Source organism: Paenibacillus sp. 10L310 (assembly GCF_056395745.1).
In genome coordinates, this window is sequence record NZ_JBFTKC010000005.1 from 121,485 (window position 1) to 147,899 (window position 26,415).

19 protein-coding genes and 1 CRISPR repeat array (1 of these 20 cut by a window edge) are annotated in these 26,415 nt (G+C 45.1%); of the genes, 4 read left to right on the forward strand and 15 right to left on the reverse strand.

What is annotated here, in order from left to right; genetic code table 11:
- A CRISPR array of direct repeats spans positions 1 to 1,647; the repeat unit is 33 nt; unit sequence ATTTCAATCCACGCACTCCATACAGAGTGCGAC (it extends 555 nt beyond the left edge of the window).
- 193 nt (positions 1,648 to 1,840) lie between these two features.
- The 8 genes from cas2 to AC1DE7_RS14330 all read right to left on the reverse strand — a co-directional run bounded on the left by cas2 (position 1,841) and on the right by AC1DE7_RS14330 (position 11,274).
- Positions 1,841 to 2,131 carry a CRISPR-associated endonuclease Cas2 gene (cas2, locus tag AC1DE7_RS14295; protein WP_026081267.1) on the reverse strand — a complete coding sequence of 97 codons (291 nt, stop codon included), beginning with the start codon at positions 2,129 to 2,131 and terminating at the stop codon, positions 1,841 to 1,843.
- Between the two features lie 9 nt (positions 2,132 to 2,140).
- Positions 2,141 to 3,172: a type I-C CRISPR-associated endonuclease Cas1c gene (gene cas1c / locus AC1DE7_RS14300; protein WP_074093753.1), complete on the reverse strand. Its 1,032-nt coding sequence runs from the start codon at positions 3,170 to 3,172 to the stop codon at positions 2,141 to 2,143.
- Complete coding sequence (gene cas4, locus AC1DE7_RS14305) at positions 3,169 to 3,828, reverse strand: CRISPR-associated protein Cas4 (protein WP_477534650.1); 660 nt, start codon at positions 3,826 to 3,828, stop codon at positions 3,169 to 3,171. The genes cas1c and cas4 overlap by 4 nt, the downstream gene beginning before the upstream one ends.
- Positions 3,815 to 4,684 carry a type I-C CRISPR-associated protein Cas7/Csd2 gene (gene cas7c / locus AC1DE7_RS14310; protein ID WP_074093751.1) on the reverse strand — a complete coding sequence of 290 codons (870 nt, stop codon included), beginning with the start codon at positions 4,682 to 4,684 and terminating at the stop codon, positions 3,815 to 3,817. Before cas7c ends, cas4 begins: the two co-directional genes overlap by 14 nt.
- On the reverse strand, positions 4,685 to 6,613 hold the full coding sequence (gene cas8c, locus AC1DE7_RS14315) for a type I-C CRISPR-associated protein Cas8c/Csd1 (protein WP_338707890.1): 1,929 nt from the start codon (positions 6,611 to 6,613) through the stop codon (positions 4,685 to 4,687).
- Positions 6,610 to 7,332: a type I-C CRISPR-associated protein Cas5c gene (gene cas5c / locus AC1DE7_RS14320; RefSeq protein WP_074096759.1), complete on the reverse strand. Its 723-nt coding sequence runs from the start codon at positions 7,330 to 7,332 to the stop codon at positions 6,610 to 6,612. Before cas5c ends, cas8c begins: the two co-directional genes overlap by 4 nt.
- Positions 7,333 to 7,409: 77 nt before the next feature.
- On the reverse strand, positions 7,410 to 9,866 hold the full coding sequence (cas3, locus tag AC1DE7_RS14325; protein ID WP_477534651.1) for a CRISPR-associated helicase Cas3': 2,457 nt from the start codon (positions 9,864 to 9,866) through the stop codon (positions 7,410 to 7,412).
- Between the two features lie 616 nt (positions 9,867 to 10,482).
- Positions 10,483 to 11,274, reverse strand: coding sequence for a hypothetical protein (locus AC1DE7_RS14330; RefSeq protein ID WP_017690356.1), 792 nt, complete (start codon positions 11,272 to 11,274; stop codon positions 10,483 to 10,485).
- A gap of 998 nt (positions 11,275 to 12,272) precedes the next feature.
- Between AC1DE7_RS14330 and AC1DE7_RS14335 the strand changes: the two genes are divergently transcribed.
- Both AC1DE7_RS14335 and AC1DE7_RS14340 read left to right on the forward strand, forming a co-directional pair.
- The gene (locus AC1DE7_RS14335; RefSeq protein WP_477534743.1) at positions 12,273 to 12,851 is read left to right on the forward strand and encodes a TetR/AcrR family transcriptional regulator; all 579 of its coding nucleotides are present in this window, start codon (positions 12,273 to 12,275) and stop codon (positions 12,849 to 12,851) included.
- Between the two features lie 77 nt (positions 12,852 to 12,928).
- Positions 12,929 to 15,115: a YhgE/Pip family protein gene (locus AC1DE7_RS14340; protein ID WP_477534652.1), complete on the forward strand. Its 2,187-nt coding sequence runs from the start codon at positions 12,929 to 12,931 to the stop codon at positions 15,113 to 15,115.
- 128 nt (positions 15,116 to 15,243) lie between these two features.
- Here AC1DE7_RS14340 and AC1DE7_RS14345 read toward each other — a convergent pair whose 3' ends face one another.
- The 4 genes from AC1DE7_RS14345 to AC1DE7_RS14360 form a co-directional block, all read right to left on the reverse strand.
- Positions 15,244 to 15,585 (reverse strand): DUF4190 domain-containing protein, encoded by a 342-nt coding sequence (locus AC1DE7_RS14345; RefSeq protein ID WP_477534653.1) that lies wholly within the window; start codon positions 15,583 to 15,585, stop codon positions 15,244 to 15,246.
- Between the two features lie 816 nt (positions 15,586 to 16,401).
- Positions 16,402 to 17,157 (reverse strand): amino acid ABC transporter ATP-binding protein, encoded by a 756-nt coding sequence (locus AC1DE7_RS14350; protein WP_477534654.1) that lies wholly within the window; start codon positions 17,155 to 17,157, stop codon positions 16,402 to 16,404.
- 33 nt (positions 17,158 to 17,190) lie between these two features.
- Entirely contained in the window at positions 17,191 to 17,850 is a 660-nt protein-coding gene (locus tag AC1DE7_RS14355) for an amino acid ABC transporter permease (RefSeq protein ID WP_017690366.1), read from the reverse strand.
- Positions 17,851 to 17,961: 111 nt separating this feature from the next.
- On the reverse strand, positions 17,962 to 18,732 hold the full coding sequence (locus AC1DE7_RS14360) for an amino acid ABC transporter substrate-binding protein (protein ID WP_127547273.1): 771 nt from the start codon (positions 18,730 to 18,732) through the stop codon (positions 17,962 to 17,964).
- 412 nt (positions 18,733 to 19,144) lie between these two features.
- Between AC1DE7_RS14360 and AC1DE7_RS14365 the strand changes: the two genes are divergently transcribed.
- Positions 19,145 to 19,567, forward strand: a complete 423-nt coding sequence (locus AC1DE7_RS14365; RefSeq protein ID WP_477534655.1) for a hypothetical protein — start codon at positions 19,145 to 19,147, stop codon at positions 19,565 to 19,567.
- Positions 19,568 to 19,685: 118 nt separating this feature from the next.
- On the opposite strand, the gene melA is transcribed toward AC1DE7_RS14365, so the two are convergent.
- Together melA and AC1DE7_RS14375 are read right to left on the reverse strand one after the other, a co-directional pair.
- Positions 19,686 to 21,191 (reverse strand): alpha-galactosidase, encoded by a 1,506-nt coding sequence (melA, locus tag AC1DE7_RS14370; protein WP_477534656.1) that lies wholly within the window; start codon positions 21,189 to 21,191, stop codon positions 19,686 to 19,688.
- Between the two features lie 188 nt (positions 21,192 to 21,379).
- A complete protein-coding gene (locus AC1DE7_RS14375) occupies positions 21,380 to 22,393 on the reverse strand; it encodes an AraC family transcriptional regulator (RefSeq protein ID WP_477534657.1) in 1,014 nt (337 codons plus the stop codon).
- A gap of 180 nt (positions 22,394 to 22,573) precedes the next feature.
- Between AC1DE7_RS14375 and AC1DE7_RS14380 the strand changes: the two genes are divergently transcribed.
- On the forward strand, positions 22,574 to 23,200 hold the full coding sequence (locus AC1DE7_RS14380; RefSeq protein ID WP_477534658.1) for a histidine phosphatase family protein: 627 nt from the start codon (positions 22,574 to 22,576) through the stop codon (positions 23,198 to 23,200).
- A gap of 201 nt (positions 23,201 to 23,401) precedes the next feature.
- On the opposite strand, the gene AC1DE7_RS14385 is transcribed toward AC1DE7_RS14380, so the two are convergent.
- Positions 23,402 to 25,738, reverse strand: coding sequence for a rhamnogalacturonan lyase (locus tag AC1DE7_RS14385; protein ID WP_477534744.1), 2,337 nt, complete (start codon positions 25,736 to 25,738; stop codon positions 23,402 to 23,404).
- Between the last annotated feature and the right edge of the window lie 677 nt (positions 25,739 to 26,415).

A 26,415-nucleotide genomic window follows, 5' to 3' on the forward strand; every position in this document is an offset into this window, starting at 1 on the left:
GCACTCCATACAGAGTGCGACGTCTATGTGATTATGTGGAGGGTAAGAAACTAATTAAATTTCAATCCACGCACTCCATACAGAGTGCGACCGTTGATTTGTTCGATCAGATTCGCCGTGTTAGCCATTTCAATCCACGCACTCCATACAGAGTGCGACAAAATTTCCGTTCTACCATGTCTGAGAGTGCGGAAATTTCAATCCACGCACTCCATACAGAGTGCGACTGGTAGACTACACATACTAGCAGGATACGAAGAGTATTTCAATCCACGCACTCCATACAGAGTGCGACAGGTTCGTATGATTTTGTCGGTAGGTACATAAACGATTTCAATCCACGCACTCCATACAGAGTGCGACTTCAACTAGCTTCGGATCATACTTCGCAAGCTGTGGATTTCAATCCACGCACTCCATACAGAGTGCGACTACCCTCCCTTCCCACCACACAAAGGAGCGGATAATTTCAATCCACGCACTCCATACAGAGTGCGACTAGGGACTGGTGGATATCTCAATACAAATATAATATTTCAATCCACGCACTCCATACAGAGTGCGACCCTATCGGATTGTTGCCTATGGGTAACAGCAAAACATTTCAATCCACGCACTCCATACAGAGTGCGACACCACGCCAAATTGTTGCAAGGCAGTCGTTACAAATTTCAATCCACGCACTCCATACAGAGTGCGACGTATCATTCGCCTTCAATTGTGGACAGGGTAATTTATTTCAATCCACGCACTCCATACAGAGTGCGACTCGTAGTGCGTTAGACAGCGTGGGCAAACATTTGGATTTCAATCCACGCACTCCATACAGAGTGCGACGATAAGCGGGATTTGATAAAGCTAGAAAAGGAGATATTTCAATCCACGCACTCCATACAGAGTGCGACCTTATTTTTTAGGTGCTTTCAATAGGAGTATAAAGATTTCAATCCACGCACTCCATACAGAGTGCGACTATGTCCGGATATGCCCTCGCAAATATCGAAAAATTTCAATCCACGCACTCCATACAGAGTGCGACGATATCATCGAGCACAACGTAAAACACGCTAAATTATTTCAATCCACGCACTCCATACAGAGTGCGACTAGGGCAAAAGATAAAATTAAGACTATTATAGTATTTCAATCCACGCACTCCATACAGAGTGCGACTGAGTTAAGGGCTGCATATAGAGCAGGTTATTCAATTTCAATCCACGCACTCCATACAGAGTGCGACGAAGATGGACAAATCAATATGCTTATTGAGGGAATATTTCAATCCACGCACTCCATACAGAGTGCGACCGGAAGAACAATCATGTGGTGGCTAACTTTGGACTATTTCAATCCACGCACTCCATACAGAGTGCGACGTTCGACCGCTAAGGCTGGTTGGGCTTCGTTAGAAATTTCAATCCACGCACTCCATACAGAGTGCGACGATACGCAAAGGGTCAAACGACTTGAAAATAGGTTATTTCAATCCACGCACTCCATACAGAGTGCGACGGTTAACACTAAATGACAATTCCTACCGTTTCATTATTTCAATCCACGCACTCCATACAGAGTGCGACCCTTTTACACGGTTTGCAACGAAGAAGGACAATGATTTCAATCCACGCACTCCATACAGAGTGCGACAGCGAAAAGTGACGTAATAACTATGCTTGAAGAATAACTATTAACGTATTTTCGATAGTTCTACTTCTTTAAAACGGTTATCACAAATTTCCGATCATAAATCATTGCCAAAAGGTCACAATAAAGACCTTTTCGACAAATTCCGAGGTGCGAATCCCCCAGGGAAATCATGTGAGCTTGGCATTCGCACCTGCTAAAGTATTAACGGATCACCCATATCATAGGAATCTTTGGCACCCACATGTTGAACTTTACTTTTGTAATTATCACCTAAGTTATAGAATCGGAGACTATCTGTATCCTTATCAATTAATTCTTCCAGTTCGAATCTTAATCGTCTAAACTGGGCAGCATCCAGTATACATTCAAACACTGAGTTTTGTACTCGCTGACCGTGATCCACACACTTTTTCGCCACTTTAGATAGTCTTCTACGGCCTTCACTATCTATCGTGCTTACATCATACGTAATCAAAATAAGCAATCATCACACCTACTTCCACAGAAACGGAGGATATTCATCCAGATCACCCCGTATATACCTGGCCAATAGCAATGCTTGAGTATAGGGTACAAGCCCCCAAGGTATTTTTTCATTCAAATACGGATGCATAATCTTTTCCTGTTTGCGTTCTTGCCATGCTTTTAACACTTTCTTTCTCGTCTCATCATCCATAATCACTGCGAGATTTTCTTTCACATAAAAACCTTTATCGTTAACTACCTTCTTATTAATGAGAGAAAGTACAAATCGGTCTGCGTACACTCCTCGAAGTTCCTCCATCATATCCAATGCAAGAGAAGCTCTGCCAGGACGATCCCTGTGCAAAAAACCGACATATGCATCAAGTCCGACAGATTCAAGTGCAGACTTCATGTCATTAGCGAGCAAGGTATAGGCAAAGGATAATAACGCATTTACTTTATCTAAGGGAGGTCGCCGACTGCGTCCATAAAAGTAAAATGACTCCTTTTGCTGGAGAATCAGATCATCGAACACAGAGTTATATTGCACGGCAGCCGATCCTTCCAATCCGCGCAATATATCCAATTGCTCCACCTCGCGCAACAGCTTCATCGTTTCGCCTAGCGACTCCGTAACTTTCTTGATTCGTTCCGTGTCGATACGTAGTGCATAATCCCGTGTGGCTCGTTCCAGAATCCACTTGTTGTTGTACAACTTGCCTGTAATCATATTACGAGCAACCCGCGCACTACGCACCTCATCGTCCGAGATACGATACTGTTCTTTGCGAAGAACCACATTTCCTCGATCCTCACCAATCACCCGTGCGAGGAATCGCCCCGTTCGTGTCATAAATGTCAAACTAACATTGCGTGACGCACAAGCCCCCATCAGTGCTGGACTTACTCCAGCATAGCCAAAGGTACAAACGGCCTCCAAATTATGTAGCGGATAGCGAGCAAGAATTTCTTCCTCCTGCTTCACCACAATGTTTTCCCCATCCAGTCCAAGGTATGTATCGGGTAATGTTACAAATAAGGTGTTCAGCAGCTTTTTCATTCATTCAACCTGCTTTCGATGTAACTTGAAACGGAGCGTTTGTTCAAGATATCAGGCACACATATATTGTTCAAAGAACAACTTAGGCAGTGTGGTCCTGCTTTGGCTTTGGGTGTATGGTTCCGTTCAAAATAATGTCTCATCTCTTGAATACTTGCCTTCACTCGTTCCCGATCTGCCGCAGTAATTATGACTTCAACCCTATGTTTGATCTCATCATAATAAAAATAGGCCTTGGGAATATCACATACGAGCATTTCTTCGAGACATATGACTTGTGCTACCAATTGGGAGTGATCCGAATCATTTCGTTTGGGCTTGCTGCGTTTGTATTCAACAGGATAAGGAAGGTATAACCCTTCCTCTCCCGCAAGTGGAACTCCAGATGGATCACGAATGAATTCAACCACATCACAGATGCCTGTGATCCCAAGTTCTCTCGATTGTACCGGAAGTGCACGAACCACCAGTTTATCCCCCCGTTTTTCACGAAGCGCTGGCTGATCTGCCTTTCGATGCAAATGATCCCCCTCAATGGTGCGCACGTTGTCTTCCCACTGCTGTTCGATATGAATTAATGCCCACTGCCTTCTGCAAAAGTTAAAATGCTGAATCCCCGAAAGCAGCAGATAATCCTCTTCGTTATAGTCCTTCATATTCTTGGACTGCCAAGCCTTCCAGCGGCACCACTGTATAATTATAATCATCGTAGGACTTTGCTTCTGCTACGCCTGGCTTCAATTCAATTTGCAGAGAACGATGTACTTTCGCAGATGAATACTGCCCCATTTTGGAGCTATGTTCCCACCAATATAACTGGTGAACCTCCATGCTACCATCAGGACGGGCCGAGGACGTATCATTCTCGAATAAGGTTCTCAGTGATTCACGAATTTTCTCCGCGTCTTCATATGTAAATCCGGTCTTCTCTGCCAGTTGCGTGTTGATACTTCCATAAAAAACATAAACTCCAAAATCTACGCGGTGTTTCATGCCCATCGTGTCTGAACCTTTTTTGTCTGGATCTTTAGCTGTTGTGACAGAGTTAACACTCTTCGTAATCTGCATGCTTGAGATGTCAATCCGATCCAAACTAACCGCTGTATGAATCGATACCGGACCCCGAATCCCCACAGATACATCTGTGCCGCTAAAAGCAAATACCTGTCCAAAGCTACGTACGTCAATCCAGGACTGACAAGCGGCTTCTGCATACAAATCCTTATTTGCCTTTTTACCTTTGGCATGCTCTTGTACATTCTCATTGGCATCGACACGATCTTTAATGGAACGGTGAGCATCATTCCGTTTTTCATCGGATTGCACCAGAATGGACTCTCCCATATCCTGAAGGCGGTTACGAATTTTACGCTTGATACATACATCCGAGATTTCTCCTAAGCCATCGTAGTTCTGACGAGGACGGTTTCCATTCAATGGATCACCATTCGGGTTGGCATTACGAACAGACAGTACAACAGCAAAATCGATTTTGTGATCAAGTGTACTCATTTAGTTATCCCCTTGTTCGTTCAATTGGTTTTCATCGTCTTTATCAAGTGTAGCTGCGGCTTCTTTATCTTTCCTACTTGTATATAAATCGTTACGCTGACTGTAGAAGCCTAGTAAGTATAATCCCGTAAGTGGCTTGTCTGTAAAATCTTCCAACTGTAGTTTATCTCCAACTTCATCCAGCAACGAATTATAATATCTGGCACCCGTCCCCATCCGCGCTTGATAAGGTTGGAGATTAGATTGAATAATGCTCCAAGTTCTGCCTGGTCGTTGTGCAAAGGCGTTCATATATCGAATGGCATTTGTCGCTCGTTTTTCCTCTTTACCCAGAGCACTTCTCTCTAATACATCTGCAATGGCAAGCATTCTGCCAAATACGTAGCTACGATCCGTTGTTTCTGTATTCAGACTCACTCCATACCCCTCCTTCTTATTAACAAGTGCGCAAGTAATGCTCAGTGTTTTCTCCCACTCCCAATTTTCCATGCCTACCGGGTTGGATGCACGTTGGATAGAACTGCGAACGATATCCAGCGGAATGGGTCGCTCATCTATGATACATGGGAGCATTCGCTCCATTAATCCCTTAACTACCTTGTCACTGGCTCGTGGACCATAGGCTGCAAATGCAATGTCTTTGGTCGCAGGCGCCCCAACAAACGAGACGGGTTTGTCATTTTTATTTTTCCGATAACGATGTAACCAATAACAGCTCTCATGCCAAGCTAATATTCGATCCAAATACTCGTTCTGATCTAAACTCCGATAATACATAATCGACATTCGCCCTGGTGTGGCCGCATCCAGTGTCATCAAAGTCACTTCATGTTTAGAGTTATACTCCCCATCGTATCGGTAACCGCCAATCGCCTTCCTGATTTGCAAAGCAAACTCCTTATGCGTTGTGTCCCCGCCAGCAAATGCTTCCTCATCATCCTCATCCCACAAGCTAAATGCATCTTCTTGAGGTTCTGGCATATCCAGACTTGTGCTTCCCCACACCAGAAACACTTTGCCATCAATGGTGGTTCCTTGTCGATCAATGAGCCACTTCAGAGCGTTATGCCCTTTCTGTGAAGCTTCGTAGCTTACTACAGCTGCGTCACGACTGGTACGAAAACGCCCCCGATACGTAAATCCACTAGAGTCGTTAGCTGAGATCAACTTGGACTTGTCTCCTGAGTGACGTATGCGAGAAGCATGTTTATCAGCAACTGGTAGGTAATCACCTGTCACGAAACAGATATCCTTGTCCTGCAAACTCATCTCGTAAAAATGGATAAAAGACTGCTGTACCGAAGCATCACGCCATAATCTGGATTCGGGTTCTCCTGGAATATCTACAGCAAATCGAACAAATGCCCCACTCTGATCTGCTGCGATGACATTGAAGATGTCAGGCTTTTTCCCTTCCTGGTCGCCAGGCCCTGCGATCCACTTCTCCAGCAGCTTACCTTGGCTATCCACATGAAGTATGCCTCTGTTCACTAAATCAGCGATGAGTGTACCTTTGCTGACATAGTGAAGTACACTCTGTACTCTAGGGTGACTAAAGGGAGATTCGCACCAAGCCTTCAGTTGGTTTAAATAATCCTGATATGGTGTTCCCTTGACCTCTCCGCAGAACTGAGTGTAATCTCCTGCAACATAGGATAACTTGTCAAAAAGCGGATACGGTACGGGCGCACTCGTTCGGCTTGCGGAAGCTTCGGTGCAAGGAATAATCGTACTGCCATCATTCTTTTCTACCACTTTGGCATTTACGATATCTCCTTTTCCATTCAGATGAACTTCAATATGGGCGGTCTGTGTTGTGTGCGAGATTGGAATCAGAGCGTATTCCTTGCCATTTTTCTTCATTTCAAATTGTCCGACAACCTTAGCGTGATCATCATACGTTCTGCTTAAATTGGCAAGCCAACTCATTCACTCACCTCATTTCCAAACCATTCTGAATGAAGATCATCTACAGATTGCATATTCCCTGCATCGAATATTTTAGCTGTACCTTCTCCCACTTTGCGCACCAATGTGCATTCATCCGGACGGATAAATTGAATGACACCATGCTGCATTTTCGCTTTCCACAGACGAACCTCTCGCTCATTGCTTCCTGTTTCATCCGGGTAACTGATTCCATGCAGCATCGTGCCAAAATCAAGCTCACCTATACGATCATAGAAACTGTCATCTTCACCAAACTGGCACGGTTCAACGTACCCCTGACATTCACGGGTCCCCAGAAAGATATCTCTTCGTCCCCCAACCTGAACTGCTCGTTTGGCGATATTGTGATGTTTATGTTCGTTCTGGTCATGTACCAAATCTTCACGATGCGGATTAAATATAAAATGAGCCTTCACCTGATAACGCACATCTCTTAGATAGGTGTAATAGGCCAGTGTGTTGCCCCCGCTATATTCAATCGGACGCATACCCTTTGATTCGGTCTGAATTGGATTCATAATACGGACTTCATCTACAATCCAGGTCAGCGTTGGCTTCCAGTAAATAGATTCAACAATCCCTTTGAGGGCTTGGTATGTAGGAATCTGATAAGAGAATTTTTCTCCGCCCAACTTGGTCAGTGGATCGGTGAATAGCGCATATTTTCCCGAAACCTCAAATTCGATTTGATTTCTCAACATTTCAGCTCCTTTCTATGGGGTATAGGAGGGAGAAACATCTATCATGAATCTCCCAGATGTAATGAATCAAATGATCAGATCATCATAGGTTCCCAAGCACCTTCACCCTTAGATTCCACGCCGAAATCATCGGAATATGCTGGTTCTCTCAATGCAGGAACATGCCCATGTAAAAGAGGTCTCACATCTCCATTTTTCTCCAATGCACGGAGTTCATGGTCGTAGATATTCACCGTATACTGCTGAGCCTTGCGTAATAACTGACTCATTTCACCAGGTTCAATTGCTCCATTCAAGTCCAGAATCAATTCTTTTCCTTCTTCACCATAAGGAACAATTACGGGCGTGGCGTTCGTGGATATGGCTTCGAAATACTTCTCTGCCGTAGCGATCGCATAATGATTCACAACCTCTGGCCTACAATCATGCTTCTTCTTATAGGCATCCACGTAATAACGATTACGGTCCATCAGATCAAACAAGTTCTGTTCAAGCTTAGGAATGGGGTAATGCATTTTGTCTCCAATATCGTTAAAATAATATTCGAAATAACGGGACATTGCCTTTGAAGATAACAAGTCATCGCCGAGCGAACCCGGGTCATCCTCGAATTCCTGAAGCACACGTTCCGTTTTCTCGGCACCAATTTGAATCTCAGGCAGATTCGTTAATACCTCATCCGATGAGCGAATGATGTACACATTACGAACCTTATCTTTCCCATGCCGGTTACATCGTCCAGCCGCCTGAGCAATCGAGTCCAATCCAGCCAAGGAACGAACCACGCAATCAAAGCTGATATTCACGCCCGCCTCAATAAGCTGTGTACTCACACAGATGATACGTTCACCCTTTGCCAATCTCGGAATTACGCCATACTCCCCGGATAAAACCTCTTTGCGATGTGCTGCACACATATTGGTGCTCAGATGAACCACCTGTACGCCACTCTCTCTCAGCCATTCCACCTCATTTAACTGTTCAAACAGTTTACGGACCGCTGTTTTTGTGTTCAAAATGACCAGCACACTGTCCACTTCCCTCATCTGTTCCTGGACAAAAGAAGAGACTTCCTCTGCACCCCAGCCCGAAAGTGATTCCCGCGTAAGATCCTGTAAATCAACTCGTTTGAAGCTTCGGCCGACCTCATCTAAATTCTGAATAATCTCCGGTTGCTTGGAGAAATGTAGCTTGTGCTTCACAAAATCCAATGCAGGCTGAGTAGCCGTACAGAGCAACAGGCTGGATCTCCCAATCACATGCAGGAAATTCAGTGCAGCATTAAAGAGGGAGATACAATGAACCGGAACCGACTGCACTTCATCAAATACAATGACTGCCTTGGAAAGCTGATGTAATCTGCGGACGTTTCGGGTTCCTTTGGCATAAAAGGTGTTCAAAAACTGAACCATTGTCGTAAAAATAATCGGCCGATCCCAATGATCACGGGCAAGCTTGAGATTCTTTTTGCGCAAATCCAGGGTTTCCCCTTCGTCGCCCTCATGGCGTTCGTCATCCTTGTCATCCACCACGTTGGAATGATGTTCCAAAATCATGTCATCGTTCTTCAAAATATGGCGGATCTCAGCCGCATTTTGTTCAATGATGGTGGTGTACGGAACGATATATATAATTCGCTGTTTGTTATGTTCAATGGCATGTCTTAGCGCATAGCGCATACTGGCAAGCGTTTTCCCCCCGCCTGTTGGTATGGAAAGGGTGTACACTCCTGATGGACGATATGCAAATTGTTCGCATTGCCGGGACATTTCACGTCGCAATCGATTAATGGGTGTGTCTACTATACTGCTGTGCTCAAGCTTGCTTAAATGTTGAGATAGTAATTCATAGCTTTGTTGAAAAAAAGTCTTGTAATTGATTTCTTCTGCTAAAGTTTCATTTTCTTCAAATCGCCTTGTATTCGTTCGATCCGCGTCGATCAGGCAGCTAAACATATACTTGATAAGCAGTGCTCCTGCAATCGGCGGAAGTTTATGCTCTTTGATGATCTTTATGTATCGTTGAAGCTCCTCAATCGCTTGTTTAAACATATGGTTGAGTAGGTCTGGGGCATTGTGTTTGAAAAATTCTTCTTTCGCTTGCTCATATTGATCTAGTTCCTTGGAAATGACTCGCTCCATATAAGGTGAAGTTTTATCAGGTGATATGTAGTCTCTTAGACCCTGATGATGGGAGATAATACAATTGGCAATCCACTCCGCTGTGTACTTTGACTCCAGCGTTGTGCCGCTTCCATGGTAAAGGCTGTGCAGCAGCTTGCCACCAGCAGTCGAATGATCAACTGAACCTTTGCGAGGAGGGGCATCCGGGTTTGCGACAGCTTCCTGAATGTAGTTTCGAAAAAGATCTGTATTTTTGCCCATATCATGCAGAAGACCAGCAATGCCTGCCAAATATTTAACGCCGATCTTCTCTCCAGCCTGCTCCGCTGCTTGCTTAACCTCTACTAAGTGATCCTGAACGGTTTGTATTCTTCCATCCTTTTGACAGATATGCGCAATATAGGTCACACCACTTCACCTCCACTGAATTTCATGACATTAATCCCAGATCCATAGGCAAAAAGACTCACATTGTAAATTTCGACACCAAAATACATTTCCCTTCTGTAAACCCTGTATTTTTAGAATATTATGTAATTTTTTATGAAGGCAGTAATACTTTTGCAGCTAAGTCAAAACTGTATTCAAATCAAATATAAAAAAACTCACCTCATGCTACAGATTAGTGTAGATGATGGTAAGTCTTTTGACTTGTGATTGCCACTTTAGTGCATTTGTATAGATTGCGACCACAGTGGGCACCAATCAACCTACCTAGGAAGGAAATTTCAATCCACGCACTCGTATAAAGTGCGATAGCAGAAAGTAACGCATAAATGTTTTTACTCCTGAGTTAATCCTAAATCGTGGCATACAACAAAAATACCCCATAGAGAACTTTTTTAAAGTGTCTACTCTTTAGGGTATAGTTTATACTTTGGACAGATTTTCTGTATTCAGTAGATTATTTAAAATTAATGACCAACGCCATGATTAAATAACTGCATTATACTCTCAATTGGGAGTACTGCTAACGTTGCCAAAACAATTGAATACACCATATTTAGAGCATTTCTTTTCTTCATCATAACATCCCCTCTAAGATAGATTTGTAAGTGTTAATCTGTGCATGTGTAGCCTGCTCTCTGATTTTTTCAAAAAAGGCTACATATTTTATCTTATTCTGATTAATTTTAGGAGATATTGCCAAACAATTCAGTAAGATGTCGATTGCATCGGAGTCATTACCATTTCGGCTATAGTACATCGCCAACTCAAAACTAAATTTTAGATAATAAGAAACATCAATATCAGTCATTATGGTAGTATCACTAATCAAACGATGTTTTTCAAATAGATACTCAAACTCCTGAATAGGTAAATTATTTAAACGATTGGCTTCAAGGAGAGTTAATATTCCAGACATGATCTCACCTTTTGACTTTTGAATGTAAGCTACGTATTCATCAAGCTTTGTAGCATTACCCTCAAGTAAATCCAAAACCATTAAATTGATCTTGGCTATATCGCTATAAAATTCAATTTCATTAAGTGTCTCTTGATTAGTCAATTTAATCCACTGAAAATCACTATATTGTAATACGCATTCCCTAGCTTTATCAAACTCTAGTAGTTTTTGATACGCTATTCCTTGCATCAAACGACTGTATCCAATGTAATATACTATTGCCCGTTGCGTATGTATTTCAACGATGTCCTGTTCCTTAGTCAACATTTGTAAATTATATATACGAAGTGATTCTTCATAAAGTGTTTCACCTAACTTAACGACCTCTCTCCAGTTGTCAAGACCATAAGCTATTCTGAGAAGTGTCACAGTCGAGTCTAATCCGTATCCATCATAATACCTCGACATACCCTTCCTCCTTATTTTACAATTAATAACATTATATTGATTTTTCTACCACAGGTCAAATCTATTGTTTAACAAAAGATCTTAAAATATGCTGCATTTAATAGCACATTTCAGTTTTCAGTATTTTTTCTATACTTAATATTTTTTATTTCTCTGAAATAGAAAAGTCCTACCCACTTATCCATGCTTAGCATGAGATGAGAAAGGTAAGACTTTTTTAGGGATTCGATTTGCATTCCATACGGAGTGCGATCAGACACCCGTACCTGTAACAACGCTACTACAAAGATTTCATTCCACGTACTTACACAGAGTGCGACTGAACACATAACCCATAAAAGCGCTTGGTTTATTTCAATCCACGCACTCGTATAGAGTGCGACCCAACGCTGTGCAGCTCGCTTCCAAGGCTTGTCGTATTTCAATTCACGCACTCATTTAGAGTGCGACATTAGCAAATAGCTCACCCCACCGGGGATAACAGAGATTTCAATCCACGCACTCCATACGGAGTGCAACTCGCCAAGGCTACTGAATATATCGCTTATCTGCTGATTTCAATCCACGCACTCCATACGGAGTGCGACTGCCTCTTTCGGTTGATGTCCCGGCTTCTTCTTGTTATTTCAATCCACGCACTCCATACGGAGTGCGACAGCGAAAAAACACGTATCTCAACAACCCGAACCATTAAAAACACGTTTTTTCACTATTATTCTATGACTTTCCATATCATTATTCAATCAAATTATGACTACATGTTGCCTTAAGGTAACAATTTTGCCCATTTCGACAAATTCTGAGGTGCGAATCCCCCAGGGTTTTCATGTGAGCATCACATTCGCACCTGTCCTATCCGTTTATGACAAAGATCACATCCACCTTCCCTGCTCAAGTGCTACAGTTGTTAACGACCAACTGACCACAATAGTAAATCGGTCAAAAATAAGGTTTACCTTACCCATTATCCTTTAAACTTACAAGGAGGTGTATATGTGATCAAAACGATAGATCGAAGGCAACAGGTGATGGATTCTGCCGAGAAATCCTTTGCACTGTTTGGCTACAAAGCCACAACGATGGAGCAGGTTGCGAGACTTGCCAATGTGGGCAAGGGAACGATCTATACTTTTTTCGAAAATAAAGAAGATCTGTTCAGCGAGATTCTGCGCTCGATCATTGCGGATATGAGACAGATTACGGAGCAAACGGTGAAGGAAGAGAACTCCTTTCTGGATAACGTGCATATGAGTATGGATTCTTTGCTGGAGTATCGGGAGGAACATGAGCTGTTAATCAAGCTCTTTCAGGAGGTTAACGAGTTCGGTACACCGCAAGCCAAGGAAGGTTTGCAAAAAGTGGAGACAGCCATTCTTGAATATCTGGAGCGTCAGGTCAGCCGTGCCATGGAGTTAGAGCAGATTCGGAGGGATGATCCCAAGCTGGTTTCTTTTGTCCTGTTGAAGCTGTATGTCACCTTAACCTCAGATTGGAACAAAGCGCATCCTACGTTGCACAAAGATCAGATCAAGGATTTTGTGGGCCTCTTTCTCAAGAATGGCTTATCCCCCACCTAGAAAAGGCATGTACTAGATTCAAAACATATTAGAGATAGATATATAACGGAGTAGCGTGATAATGGGGAGAGAACATGATGAAATCATTCCACGTATTTGGGCAGGATCTGAAGTCCGCCTTCAAGAAACCAAAAGTATTTATTCCAATTCTCGTTGTACTGTTCATTCCCGTGCTGTATAGCGGTTTGTTCCTCAATGCATTCTGGGACCCGTATGGCAAAATGAATGAATTGCCTGTGGCCGTGGTCAACACGGATCAGGGCGCAACCTACAATGACAAATCGCTGGAAGTCGGTCAGAATCTGGTCGATGAATTGAAAAAAAGTAATGATTTCGACTGGAAATTCGTGACACGGGAACAAGCGGAGCAAGGTATGGAAGACGACAAGTATTATATGACCATCGTGATCCCCGAGGATTTTTCAGCAAAAGCTACCACTCTGATGGAGGATCACCCACAACCAGCGGAGTTGATCTATGAGCCCAATGAAGGATACAACTTCCTCGCGGGTCAGATTGGTGGAACTGCGGTCAAACAGATCAAATCCAAAGTCTCCGCCAAAGTAACTGAATCGTATACCGAAACGTTACTGGATCAGGTGGAGAAGATCTCTAGCGGGTTATCGGATGCCGGAGATGGTGCTGGCAAGATCAACGAGGGCGCAGCCAAGCTGGATAATGGTGCCTCTACTTTGAAAAAGAACCTGTCCAAACTGGCGGATGGAACCGACAAATTGGAAACAGGTATGGCACCATTAAAAGAGGGTACAGCTACCTTGGCACAAGGAATCGGTACGCTTCATGCAGGAGCCAGCTCCCTGTCGGATGGATTGTCCCAATTGGCGGCAGCAGGCACGAAACTGGGTAACGGTGCATTGCAGGCTGAAACGGGCGGCAAACAGTTACAGGCAGGTATTCAGTCCGCTCAAGAAGGCGCGGCTAAGTTGGATGCTGGACTGGAAGCTTCCGAACAAGGAAGTGCGAAGCTGGTAGCCGGATTGCAAACCTCAGTGGAAGGCAGCAGCAAAGTAAGTGAAGGTGCTAAGGCCGTTGCACAAGGGCTTGCCCAATTAGCCGAAGCAAGTCCCGAGCTTGCCGCTAACCCGGCTGTTCAGCAATTACTGGCAGCAAGTCAGGCCGTTGCCGCTGGCAGCGAACAGGTCTATCAAGGTGGACAGCAATTAGTGGAAGGCAGCAAAAGCCTTCAGGCTGCGCAACAGCAACTGCATCAAGGCAGCAGTCAGCTAGTGCAGGGTGAACAGCAACTTTTACAAGGAGCAACACAATTATCAACCGGACATAAGCAGCTTGCAACGGGCCTTCAACAATTTAACACCAAGTTGACCGAAGCAGCAGCCGGAGGAGCCAAACTTGCAGATGGTTCGAGTCAGTTAAATGTAGGTGCAGGCCAATTGGTTACCGGTATGAACCAGCTTTCAGACGGAATCATCACCATTGCCGACGGTTCCCGCAAGCTGGATGATGGTGCGGGAACATTAAAAGAAGGCACTGCCAAATTAACCGACGGCTCTAGCGAACTTGCCACCAAGTTAAATGAAGCGGCAGCTGAAACGAGCAGTGTGAAAAAGACGGATGAACTTGTGAAGATGTATGCACAGCCCGTTCAGGTGGATGAGCATAAACATAACGAAGTGCCCAATTACGGTACTGGATTCTCGCCATACTTCCTGTCATTGGGGCTTTTTGTCGGCGCATTAATTGCAACGCTAGTTGTACCCACACGCGGCAGTACGGTTACCGATACGAGTAGCTGGAATCGTTTTGTGAGTAGAACACTTGCTTTCACGATTATGAGTGCTGTCCAGTCCCTTCTCGCTTCCTGGCTCGTATTGTCCGTATTAGGTCTGGAGGTTCAAAGCATTCCGTTATTCCTCTTATTCAGCTTTGTGACCAGCTTGAGCTTTATGTACATCATTCAGGCTTTGGTTACTTGGCTGGAGAATCCCGGACGCTTCCTGGCAATTCTCATGTTAATCTTCCAACTTACTACCAGCGCGGGCACCTTCCCGCTCGAACTGATTCCAAATTGGTTGAAAGTGTTCAATCCATGGTTGCCCATGACCTATTCGGTAACCGGTTATAAAGCTGTCATTTCGAGTGGACATTTCGGTATAACCTGGGATCAGATCGGAATTCTGTGCATCTTTGCAGTGATTGGTTTGGGAGGAACCTTAACTTATTTCCTGATGCATCACACCACGGAGAACGAAAACGTAAGCAGTGAAGTCGCACTTCACCTGTAAAAAGTAAAATAAAAAGCAAAGGCGTGTACCTAAGCCCCACTCTCTTCTGGTCAACAAGAGGTGTGAGTTAAAGTGCGCCTTTGCTTTTTTAATTTAAGATACAATCTAAGTTTGCTAACTTCATATTTCTAGTATGTAGAGTAAATTTCAGAACTTGAGATAGCGAAATTAAACAATAGTACAAGCAAAATAAGTAATACATAAATGGCTGTACCTATGATTCCACAGACAAGACCAGCAATCGCTAACCCTCTCCCTTGCTCCATGCGAACTCTGATCTCTTTGAAGGCTAAAGATGCAAATATAATCGCGACGATTCCTATTAAAATTCCCACGTAAGGAATGGTGACGGACAGAATCCCCAAGACGAGAGATGTTATGGACTTGCCGTTTGTTTTTGGTACTACATAAGTTGGTGGTGGAACTGTATCACTATAATATCGATCTACTTCATTCTGGCGATAATCCAAAGTATATCCTCCTTCTTTGTTAAGTAACATCATTATACTTGATTAGTTGGAAAAGCATGCTCCATATTTTGTAAATACCCCAATTATATTAAAAATATTTACTTTATCGAACAACAATATGAAGTATGTATATATAGGGGGTATATTAATCCAGTTTCAGGATGAGGAGTTCAAACATAACAAAAAGATCTGAAATAACCTTGCCTTTAATTCCACTCTTCACTTCACCGATTAAAATCTACGCACTCCATACAGAGTGCGACTCCATGTTTCGATTATCTTGATCATTATCTTAATGATTTCAATCCACGCACTCCATATGGAGTGCGACCACATAAGCTCGATGACGGTACTGGTCAGTTAAAAATTTCAATCCACGCACTCCGTACGGAATGCGACTTACATACGAGTAAACATTGGGAAGCGATCATTTATTTCAATCCACACACTCCATACGCAGTGCGACCAGATAAATCAGACACGTCAAACATCGTTATCTTGATTTCAATCCACGCACTCCATACGGAGTGCGACGCAAATGCGGTTCGGGTTGCTAGCGGTGAAAAGATTTCAATCCACGCACTCCATACGGAGTGCGACAGCGAAAAAACACGTAACAGCAGCATATGAGTATATACTTATTACGTGTTTTCGTTTATCGAGCTAATTATTATAATCTACCACATCCAGAATATTCAAGTATTTATTACCATAAGGGAACAAAAATGATCCTTTCGACAAATTCTGAGGTGCGAATCTCCCAGGGATTTCATGTGAGCTTGGCATTCGCACCTGGCTACCTCTACGTTCATTCTTCTACCTCTCCACTTCCACCCGCTGCAAAAACGTCCGGGTACGTGCAAGCTTCGGATTGCCGAAGATCTGTTCTGGTGGACCTGCCTCTGCGATCTCGCCGTTATCCATGAAAAATACACGATCTGCAACGTCACGGGCGAAGCCCATCTCATGCGTGACGATCATCATCGTCATATTTTCCTGTGCCAGCTGTTTGATGACACGCAGTACCTCTCCCGTCAGTTCGGGATCCAGTGCCGAAGTCGGCTCATCAAACAGCAGAATGTCGGGCTGCATCATGAGCGCGCGGGCAATAGCTACACGTTGCTTCTGTCCACCGGACAGATTGACCGGATAGACATCAGCCTTGTCCGACAGCCCTACTTTGCCGAGTAATTCCAGACTGCGCTGCCGGATGATTACCAAGCTTTCTTTTTTCAACGTCTTTGGTGCGAGTTCTAAGTTCTCCCTCACAGTCAGATGCGGGAAGAGGTTAAAATGCTGAAACACCATGCCCATGCGATCCGTAATTTTGCGTATCTCCGCGGCACCCGCGTAACGGCCATTATCGACTAACGTTTGATCCTGAATGCGAATCGTTCCGCCCGAAATATCCTCCAGATGAATCAGGCTACGCAGCATCGTACTTTTTCCCGAACCTGAAGGCCCGATGACGGCAATTACTTCACCTGGTTCCACGTAGAAGGATACCTGCTTCAGCACATCAAGTGTACCGAATGATTTTCTCAACTGATTTACTTCTATTATATGTGTCATATGCAGACAGTCCTTTGATTGATCAGATTTAATTTATTCAAATGAAAACCGCTTCTCCAATCCTTTAAACAGCAAAGTAAGTACCAGAGTCATCAATAGATACATGATCGCAGCGATGAAAAAAGCAATCAACTGCCCATCCCGATTCACTGCCGCTTGAGCATAATACAACAACTCATGCACAGAAACTGCATACAACAATGCCGTATCCTTAATCAGTGTAATGGACTCATTGGCCGTTGCAGGCAATACCACGCGGATCATCTGCGGGATAATGACCTTCATCATCGTTTGCCGTCTCGTTAAACCCAGCACTTTAGCTGCCTCATGCTGTCCCTTGTCTACGGAGAGCAGTCCACCTCTAAAGATTTCGGCAAAGTATGCCGCATAATTTAGTATAAACGCAATCGCTGCCGCAACAAACCGATCAAACACCAAATATTCGCCAATTACAGGCAACAGCGGCAGACCGAAGCAGAAGAAGAAAATTTGCAGCAATAGCGGCGTTCCTCGCATAACATAGACGTACATATGGGCGATCCAGGCCAGGGGTTTGAAACGACTTCGCATGATTAACGTTATCGCAAAACCAAATGGCACAGAGAGCACGATAGCGACCAAAAACATGAAAATCGTCATCTGAGCCCCTTCCAGCATCGGCTTCATCACGGTAAAAATATAATCCCAACTCATTATTATGTCTCCTCTAATCTGTTAACCCCGCACTCCTCGGCAGCTTCATAGGCTCCATCGTGGAATACGGGGTCATTTTGTTTTAACTCATATTTCAGGTGTCACACCTGTCTATTTCAGAACTTTATCTTCACCCAACCATTTGGTGGAAATCTTGGCTGCAGTGCCATCTGCATTAAGTTCATCCAGTGCTTTTTGCAGCTGATTCAGCAGTTCTTCATTGCCTTTTTTGATCCCAATACCATATTGCTCCGGAGCAAGGGCTTCGTCCAACAACTTGTACTTTCCCTCTTCCTTGGACATGTAATATCTCGCAACCACTTCATCAATAATGACTGCATCCAGCCGTGTCGTTTTTAAATCGGTCAGTGCAAGTACATTATCCTTGAATTCTGATGTTTTCACCTTGTCTTTCAAAGGGCTTGCTGCGAGGGCGTCTGCCGCCGAGGAAAGAGCCTGCAATCCTACATTTTTACCATCGAGCTCATCCAGCTTCGTGATTGGCGAGTCCACCAGTGTAATAGCTACCTGACTGTTTTCCAGATATGGCTTCGTAAAGAGCACTTTCTCTTTACGCTCATCTGTAATGGTGTACCCGTTCCAGATCATGTCGATCCTTCCGCTATTCAGCTCCAACTCTTTGGAAGACCAGTCGATTGGCTGGAATGTGATTTCTTTACCCATTTTCTCCGCTGCAGCTCTTGCGTAATCAATATCAAAACCAACAATTTCGTTCTGCTCGTCCCGGAAACCCATTGGAGCAAACTTATCATCAATTCCTACAACAATCGTGTTATCGTCTTTGCTTGCGGAACTGGAACAACCAGCCACAATCAATACACATATGCTAATGAATAATAGTAGAATCGCTTTTTTTCTCATCTCTCGAACCCCTCCATGTCTATAACCAAAACCCAAACGCTTTAGTTCGTTACCACGTTATCAGAGATTTATAATAACATAGCATGGGAGAAGAGTCGAGTCTCTTGCCTATTTCCTTCTATTTCATACAGCTTAATTGTCAACAATCTGTGAAAAAGCCTCTTTCACTTGTGCCGGTTCTACCAGCTTCTCGCATATTGGAAATCCCAATTTTGTAGCCCCTTCAACTCCGTACCCACTCATTGATTAGCAACATTTCTCTCTCGCTTTTCGTCTGGAAAATATTAGGGAGGTGGATGAAATAAAATTCTTCAATACGATAAGAACATTGACCACATTGGTTTTTCTTTCAACTATGCTGATATTATCCGGCTGTAATTCTACTCCAAGTCATAGTACAAAGGAAGTCGAAATGGGATCAAAACAGGTTCAGGAACCGGAGTCCAACTTACCTCAGAAACTGCCTACGCCAACTATTCAGAGCGAAAGCGGCATCTCTATTCCTGCTATACAGGGCAGTTATTGCTGGGGAGGCACCTGCGTTGATTACGCTAGCCTAATTTTTGAAGACAACAGTACGGTGCACGTTTTTGCCGGTGAGGATTTATCCATAGACATGGGTACAGATGTCCCCCCGGATGAGATAAGTATTTCTGAATATGTGGACAACCGCAATCCATCCATTTCTTCTACGAATGGGACCTTCCAACTTCCCAAGGAACCAGGGACACATTATTACGGGGCTTTTATCCGCTGGTCTTCCCCTCAAGATTCACAGATCAGCCTGGGAGATACTTTTTTTACGTTTGTGGTTCGTGTCGTTGAGAAAAAATAGAATCAAACAGGGCCCCTCCAATACTGGAGAGGGCCCCGTCTACTCTTTATATTTCTTATTCATTTTTCTTAATTTTCATATTCCGTTTATATTTCGTTGTTGTACATCCTGCCTTTATCTATTGCTGCACTTTCTCGCGATCTTTTCCTTTATCGGATTCGCCCGCATTTTTGTTCGCAGCATCGCGATCCTGTTGCATCTCTTCCACCGTTTTCACTTTGAGACGAGCAGCACCCTCATATTCCTTTGTTGGAATAAGGTCGCCAGCAGCGAGTCTCGCTTCTGCGGCAGCGATAGCGTCACCATACTGTGGCAACCACTGGGCCTGTGCAACGAGCATCTCGTCGACCATCTGCCAGATTTCTTTTGGATTACATACGGCACCCACGAGCGGGTCCATCATAAATGCCTGACGAAGTAATTTGTCGTCTCCGTTCACCGCGGCTTCAACCGCAAGACGTTGCACGGAAATGCTCACATTACATACCGCAGCCGGGCCAAGGGGCAGATCGCCTACATGTGGCATGGAGATGCCGTTACGATCCACATATCCCGGTGCCTCAATAATCGTATCATCCGGCAGGTTCGAGATTACTCCATGATTAACGGTATTGAAATGTCCTCGATAGACACGTCCCGTCTCCAGCCCTTCAATAATGTATGAACCGTGCTCCTCGCCCCGTTTTTCCGGAATGAATTGCATCGGTTCATCCTTCATCCAGTTTGGAAAATCAGTTTCAAACCAGTTGCGCCCCTCGGTACACACCCGCAAATATCCACCCGTCTCTCCGTTGATCCAGTTGCCGAGGTCGATCCATTCGTTGATCTCTTCCGGACGTTTGCGGTACCACGGCACATATTCACTCAGATGACCATTTGATTCCGTACTGTAGTACCCGAAGCGCCGCAGCATATCAATCCGTACTTTCTCGGTGCGGCTGTACTCCGGATGTTTCTCGAAAGCTTCGAGCAGATCTCCTGTAAGGTCCTTACCTTCATAAGATGCCTGGATATACCAGGTCTGATGGTTGATGCCGGCACAGATAATATCCACTTCGCTCTTTTTCAAGCCAAAAGCTTCCGCAATCTGATGATGGCCATGCTGTACGCCATGACACAGTCCGATCGTCCGTACACCACCGTACTTGTTGCATGCCCATGTGAGCATCGCCATCGGATTGGAATAGTTCAAGAGCAGCACGTCCGGTGCGCTCTGTTCACGAATATCTTTACAGATGTCCAGCATCTCAGCAATTCCGCGTTGTCCATACATAATCCCGCCTGCACACAGCGTATCGCCGACACATTGGTCTACCCCATATTTCAGTGGAATGTCCACATCGGTTGCAAATGCTTCCAGTCCCCCAACACGAATCGTACACAGTACATACTTTGCATCTTTCAACGCTTCTTTCCGATCCGTTGTTGGCTGAATCTGAATATTCAATCCATTCTCACGGATATCCCGCTGACACAGCTCAGTCACCATGTCCAGATTGTGCTGGCTAATATCGCAGAACGCAATCTCGATGTTGTTAAACTCGGGTACCGTGAGCAAATCCCTTAACAATCCCCGTGTAAATCCGATACTTCCTGCCCCGACAAACGCCACTTTAAAAGACATCCCTATGTCCTCCCTTAATCCGAATCTTTCGCTTCGGTTAATGACTCTCTTCATGAAATCATTGTACCAACCGCATATAGGGAAGCGTTATCAAAATCATGACCTGTTCAAGATCTTGTTGTCAAAAATCCTAACTTTTACGCGCTAGCTCCAATAATCCAGTTGTATTCGAAATAACTGCAATCGGCTCATTCATCGGACGGGTACTGACTGACATGTCGTTCCATAGAGGAGCGAAATTCAACCGGCGTACGACCTGTATATTTTTTGAACAACATATGAAAATACTGACGACTGCCTACTCCAACATAGTCAGAGATTTCCGAAATCGGAATATTGGTCTGCTGAAGCAGCATCTTGGCCTTTTCCATTCGAAGCATCGTCAGGTAGTCGGTAGGTGTGCGCTGCGTGTGCTGACGAAAAATACGATGTAAATAGCCTGGATGCAGATTAACTGCTGCCGCAATATCCTTCATCTGAATGTTGCGATCCATATTGTGATGCATGAATTCAATGGTTCGTTTGACGTACAGTTCCGCCTGATCTGGCGCACTCCGGCTCATTTCTCCGCGCAGACGTGCAACACGGACCAGCAACTGCACGAACAGCGTACGCACCAGCATACCCTGTTCGTGGGACGAGAGATTCCGGGCTTCCCGGTGATGCGACCTTTCCTCTAGTGGAATGATCTTCATCGGCACAGTTGATCTTCCTTGCTCCAGTAGACCACGCTGATCGAGTTCCAGTACCAGACTTTTCATAATATGATACACTTCTTCCGGGTCAGGCAGTACCAGATATGGCGAAGCATTAGTGAGTAGAGTGTGGACTTCTTCCTCTTCCAGCGCAAGCTGGCGGATGGATAGCTGTCCGGGAGACGAGGTGGAGAAACCAAACTCCACATTGAGCATCCGGCAAGGGACACCATCTTCCACCAGCAAACGGTGCGGGACACCTGCATCGAGCATAATGAACTGCCCTTTTTTCAAAACGGTCTGCTCCGAACTCCCATCCGACATCTGCACATCCACCCGGCACATTCCTGAAATAATATACATGATCTCCGTCGAATCATGATGGTGATAGGACATACGATAGTTGTCCCATTGCTTGTAATAGTACGCGTAGAAACGCGGCCCGCAATCCTCTGTTCGCAATTCCTCCTGATACAGGCTTCCTGTCCAGCGCTTTGTGATGCTCATGTCCATACCCCCATTTCTACACGATCAATCCTCATTTTTCTCCATTGTAGCAATTCTGTAGGTTGAATATAAACTGTCTTCGTTAAAACCATCATTGCATTACTTAATTAGATAAATATATAATTAGCATACTATCTAATCCTTTATGCAAACTGTCTATACTTAAGGAGGTTTCCACTCATGAGTACCACCTTTCAATTGGTGCGACATGGTCTCAAAGAACGACGAATCGGGGATGTCTCCCTCACTTCGGAAGGGGTTTTACAAGCCGAAGTCACAGCACTTCATTTTGCCAAAGCCACCTCTCCCGTTACTAAAATCCTGACCAGCCCACTTCGACGAGCCCAAGAAACAGCAAGTATGATTGCCCGCCACACCCATTCCCATATAACCGAAGATCCTCGCCTGCGCGAACGTGCCAATTGGGGCGATTGCCCGGATCAGTCATTCGAAGAATTCATTACGATGTGGGATCGATGTACGTCTGACCCAGATTACATTCCACCCGTGGGAGACTCGGCCAAACAGGCAGGTGAACGTCTGGCCTCCCTCCTAACCGAATTAGCTAATGAAGAGCCAGAGAACAGTAACATTATTGTGGTTACACATGGTGGACTTATTACTGATTTTCTGGTGCAAACCTTTACCGAGCGCGAGCTTAACGTCTGGCATTCCGATTTTATAGCTATGCAGAACCAATTGATCCCCGAGTGCTCCATCACCACATTGATCCATGATCAAGGTAAATGCACCATTGAAGCGTTTGCTTCTACCGTGCATCTAGACTCTAACGATGTAAAAGAATAATGTAACATGGATGGCTGGGAACGCGCCAAGCTCTACCCGCAGATTCCAATGTAAAAAAGCTCTGAACCCCCCATGTGCGAGACACATTGGGATTCCAGAGCTTTTAAGCTTCGATGCCAATTCTTAAAAATGCCAACGCTGCTTTACGTTACAGGCTCAGATGTTGTAGTGCTATTGCTAGGCAGTGCTCATCCGGTCTGCTTACTTTCCGCCCTTACCTGGCGTGTAGAACTTAGGTAGCGTTACTTTCGACCAGTCAATATCCGATGCCATATAGAAGGACGGATAGGAAGGCTGGTTGTATCCACTGTTCTGTCCGGCAATGCCCACCCGATACATCGCATCATGCATCAGCGTGTACAACTTGCGGTCCGTTTTCTCGGTACTCAGATAGATACGAATCGCGGAACTGTCCGTGGTTCTCACCAGCATCTCTTCCCGCCAATCCCCGAAGATATCAGCTACAAGAGAAGGTGTACCTTTGGTGTGATTGTTGGTCAATGTGCCTGTTGCCGTCAGCAACGTGCCACGATTCCAGTCTTTGATGGTTGGTGTAACATCAATCGCACCATCAACGATCTGTGTCGTCATATCACCAGCCCAGCGGATATTCATATTTGTGCCCGGCGCCTGATCACTGATTTTCTCACCCTTAGCTGTCCACAAACCTACAGCCCATGTCTCCAGCCCACGGCGAGTCGGATCAACATCACCCACCATGCCGCGACCGGTATCTTTCCCCGTGTACCCACCATAGATTACTTCTCCGGTCTTCGCATCACGCAGGGAGTAGCCGTATGGCGCCCACGGACCACCCTCGTGAACCATGAAAATTTCAAGTCCCGGACGATCCGGGTCGATATCTGCCACATGAAGTGCGTCCCCATGACCCAGACGGGCAATCGTTCCCGGTGCAGCACTCTCGGCAGGCATCAGGTCTGTTGAGCTGTACAGCACGCTGCCGTCATGATCAATCGTGGCGGAGCCATAGATAATCTCCTGTTTGCCGTCACCATCCACATCCGCCACACTGAAATAGTGCGCTCCCTGAGTTGTAATGGAGCCGTACTGCGGATCTGTACCATCTACGCCGTGCGGTCCGTCATTGAACGGGTTCTTCATCGGCGTCCAACCGCTGTCCACTTTCCATTCCTTTTTCAGCTTCTTGCCGTCCCAATTGTAGGCAACCATCGTTGAACGTGTATAGTATCCGCGTGCAAATATAGCAGATGGTTTCTTGCCGTCCAGATAAGCCACTCCGGCTAGGAAACGGTCCACCCGATTCCCAGGTTCGATCCGTGCCATGGCATAATCGCCCCACATCAGGCCATCATCATGACGCTCAGGTTCATATGGGATGGTCTCCAGCTCTTTGCCCGATTTGCCTTCAAATACCGTAACATACTCAGGACCATCCACGATAAAACCTTCGAACTTGCGCAGCTCATTGCGGTTACTGCGTTCTACCGCATATACATCAATGAAGTAGTCAGCCAGGCCCTCGGCATCCTGCTGAGATAATGGGTAATTATATTTTTTCTCGATTCCAAAAGCTTCTTCTAATGTCGCAGGCCAGTTCCCCTTTACAACCTCGTCGTGCTTATGCCAGTTTCTGAACATATCCACCATATGATCGTAGTACCCATCAGCACTCAAGCGATAATCATCTTCGTTTGAGTACCCTGCCTTGCGATCCTGCTTCGGAAGTGTAATGTATTTCTCGGATGTCACTTTTCCTTTTTTGTTATATTTGATAATCTTCGTGCCCGGCGCGGTCTTGAACATCATCTCAGCCTTGCCATCCCCGTCAAAATCGTAAACGAGCATCTGTGTATAATGAGCACCTGCACGGATATTGACCCCAAGATCGATCCGGTACAACAACTGACCGTCCAAGGTGTAAGCATCAATGTAGGTTTTACCTGTATATCCTTTTTGCGATACGTCCTTGGCGTTGGAAGGGTCCCATTTGACGAAAAACTCATATTGACCATCCCCATCCACATCACCCACGCTCATGTCATTGGCGGAATACGTATAAGCTTCTCCCGCAGGCGTCACACCATCGGCGGGTTTTTGCAGTGGAATGTCCACATACCCGTTCGCCCAAGGTTTGACGGATGCACTGCGTTTGCTCTCCTTCCCCTTCTTGTTCACCGCTGCCACTTCATAACGGGAAGAAGATTTGCCCGCGGCATCTACATAGTTGGTGCTGTCGGTGACGGTAGCGATCTTTTTGCCATCACGATAGACGTTAAAGTCCGTACCTGTCAGCCCTTTGTCGCTATACCCTGTGGCCTCGTCACCAAGCAATCTCCAACTGAGAAAAACACCTTCAGAGGTCGATGCAGCCACCAAACCCCGATCCAGATATTCCAGTTGAATCTCTTTCACGTGACTGTCCCCCTTATGTGATTGCAGGCCAGCCTCCGTCCCCCCATTACCGTTCGAAGCTTCCGCTCCGGTAATCCCAGCGGTTCCTCCAATGAGCAAAGCTACGCTGAGTGCCGAAGAGAGCACCTTGGCTGCAAGTGGCATACGAGCCTTCCTGCGACCGGATTGCCGACCTGACACCGATCCCTTATGTACCGGCGCTGTTGTTTCTGAGTTCATCCACCTTCACGCTCCTTGAGACAGAATGGGTAACGCTTGTACACATCGATGATGATTAGACGTTCGATAATTCATAGAGGCCTTCTTCGAAAGAAGGTTTCAACCCGAAATGATTACGCTTACAAAATTAAAAAAGAGAAATCAGCTTGCCCGACTACCAGAGTGCGGTCCCCCTTCCATTCTCTTTCCAATCCGAGCGAGGTGATCCCGCCCATCGGGTTCTATTATAGACATCCTGTCTGCTAGACCCTAGGCAAATATCCGTCCAAAACGATTAATAATCAGTGTTTTTAGGAGTCATTTGGAAAATCAACCCGATGACGCTTCAGTCGGAAGGATGATTTAAGCTCACCGCCAAGTTTTTCTAACGAATCTCAAACACCCTATTGGGGCGTTATACTCCAACAACGAATCCTTACGAATCTCAGCAATCTTATTTGGACCAAAACGGGTCTAAGGGGATCAAAATCCACCCAAATTAACTGAATAGCGTGTCTACGATTCGTTAGAATTTTCAAATGCATCAATTCAACTAAATAGCGTGCCCTCTGTTCGTTAGAACAGAAATAGGGCTGCCCCCTGATCATTTTCATAACCAGAGG

Coding starts and splice junctions, on each gene's coding strand:
- AC1DE7_RS14365 (WP_477534655.1), top strand. CDS start 19,145: ATGGGATCAAAACAGGTTCAGGAACCGGAGTCCAACTTACCTCAGAAA.
- cas7c (WP_074093751.1), bottom strand. CDS start 4,684: ATGAGTACACTTGATCACAAAATCGATTTTGCTGTTGTACTGTCTGTT.
- AC1DE7_RS14385 (WP_477534744.1), bottom strand. CDS start 25,738: ATGCCACTTGCAGCCAAGGTGCTCTCTTCGGCACTCAGCGTAGCTTTG.
- cas8c (WP_338707890.1), bottom strand. CDS start 6,613: ATGAGTTGGCTTGCCAATTTAAGCAGAACGTATGATGATCACGCTAAG.
- cas1c (WP_074093753.1), bottom strand. CDS start 3,172: ATGAAAAAGCTGCTGAACACCTTATTTGTAACATTACCCGATACATAC.
- AC1DE7_RS14380 (WP_477534658.1), top strand. CDS start 22,574: ATGAGTACCACCTTTCAATTGGTGCGACATGGTCTCAAAGAACGACGA.
- melA (WP_477534656.1), bottom strand. CDS start 21,191: ATGTCTTTTAAAGTGGCGTTTGTCGGGGCAGGAAGTATCGGATTTACA.
- AC1DE7_RS14330 (WP_017690356.1), bottom strand. CDS start 11,274: ATGTCGAGGTATTATGATGGATACGGATTAGACTCGACTGTGACACTT.
- cas4 (WP_477534650.1), bottom strand. CDS start 3,828: ATGAAGGACTATAACGAAGAGGATTATCTGCTGCTTTCGGGGATTCAG.
- AC1DE7_RS14360 (WP_127547273.1), bottom strand. CDS start 18,732: ATGAGAAAAAAAGCGATTCTACTATTATTCATTAGCATATGTGTATTG.
- AC1DE7_RS14350 (WP_477534654.1), bottom strand. CDS start 17,157: ATGACACATATAATAGAAGTAAATCAGTTGAGAAAATCATTCGGTACA.
- AC1DE7_RS14355 (WP_017690366.1), bottom strand. CDS start 17,850: ATGAGTTGGGATTATATTTTTACCGTGATGAAGCCGATGCTGGAAGGG.
- AC1DE7_RS14375 (WP_477534657.1), bottom strand. CDS start 22,393: ATGAGCATCACAAAGCGCTGGACAGGAAGCCTGTATCAGGAGGAATTG.
- AC1DE7_RS14340 (WP_477534652.1), top strand. CDS start 12,929: ATGAAATCATTCCACGTATTTGGGCAGGATCTGAAGTCCGCCTTCAAG.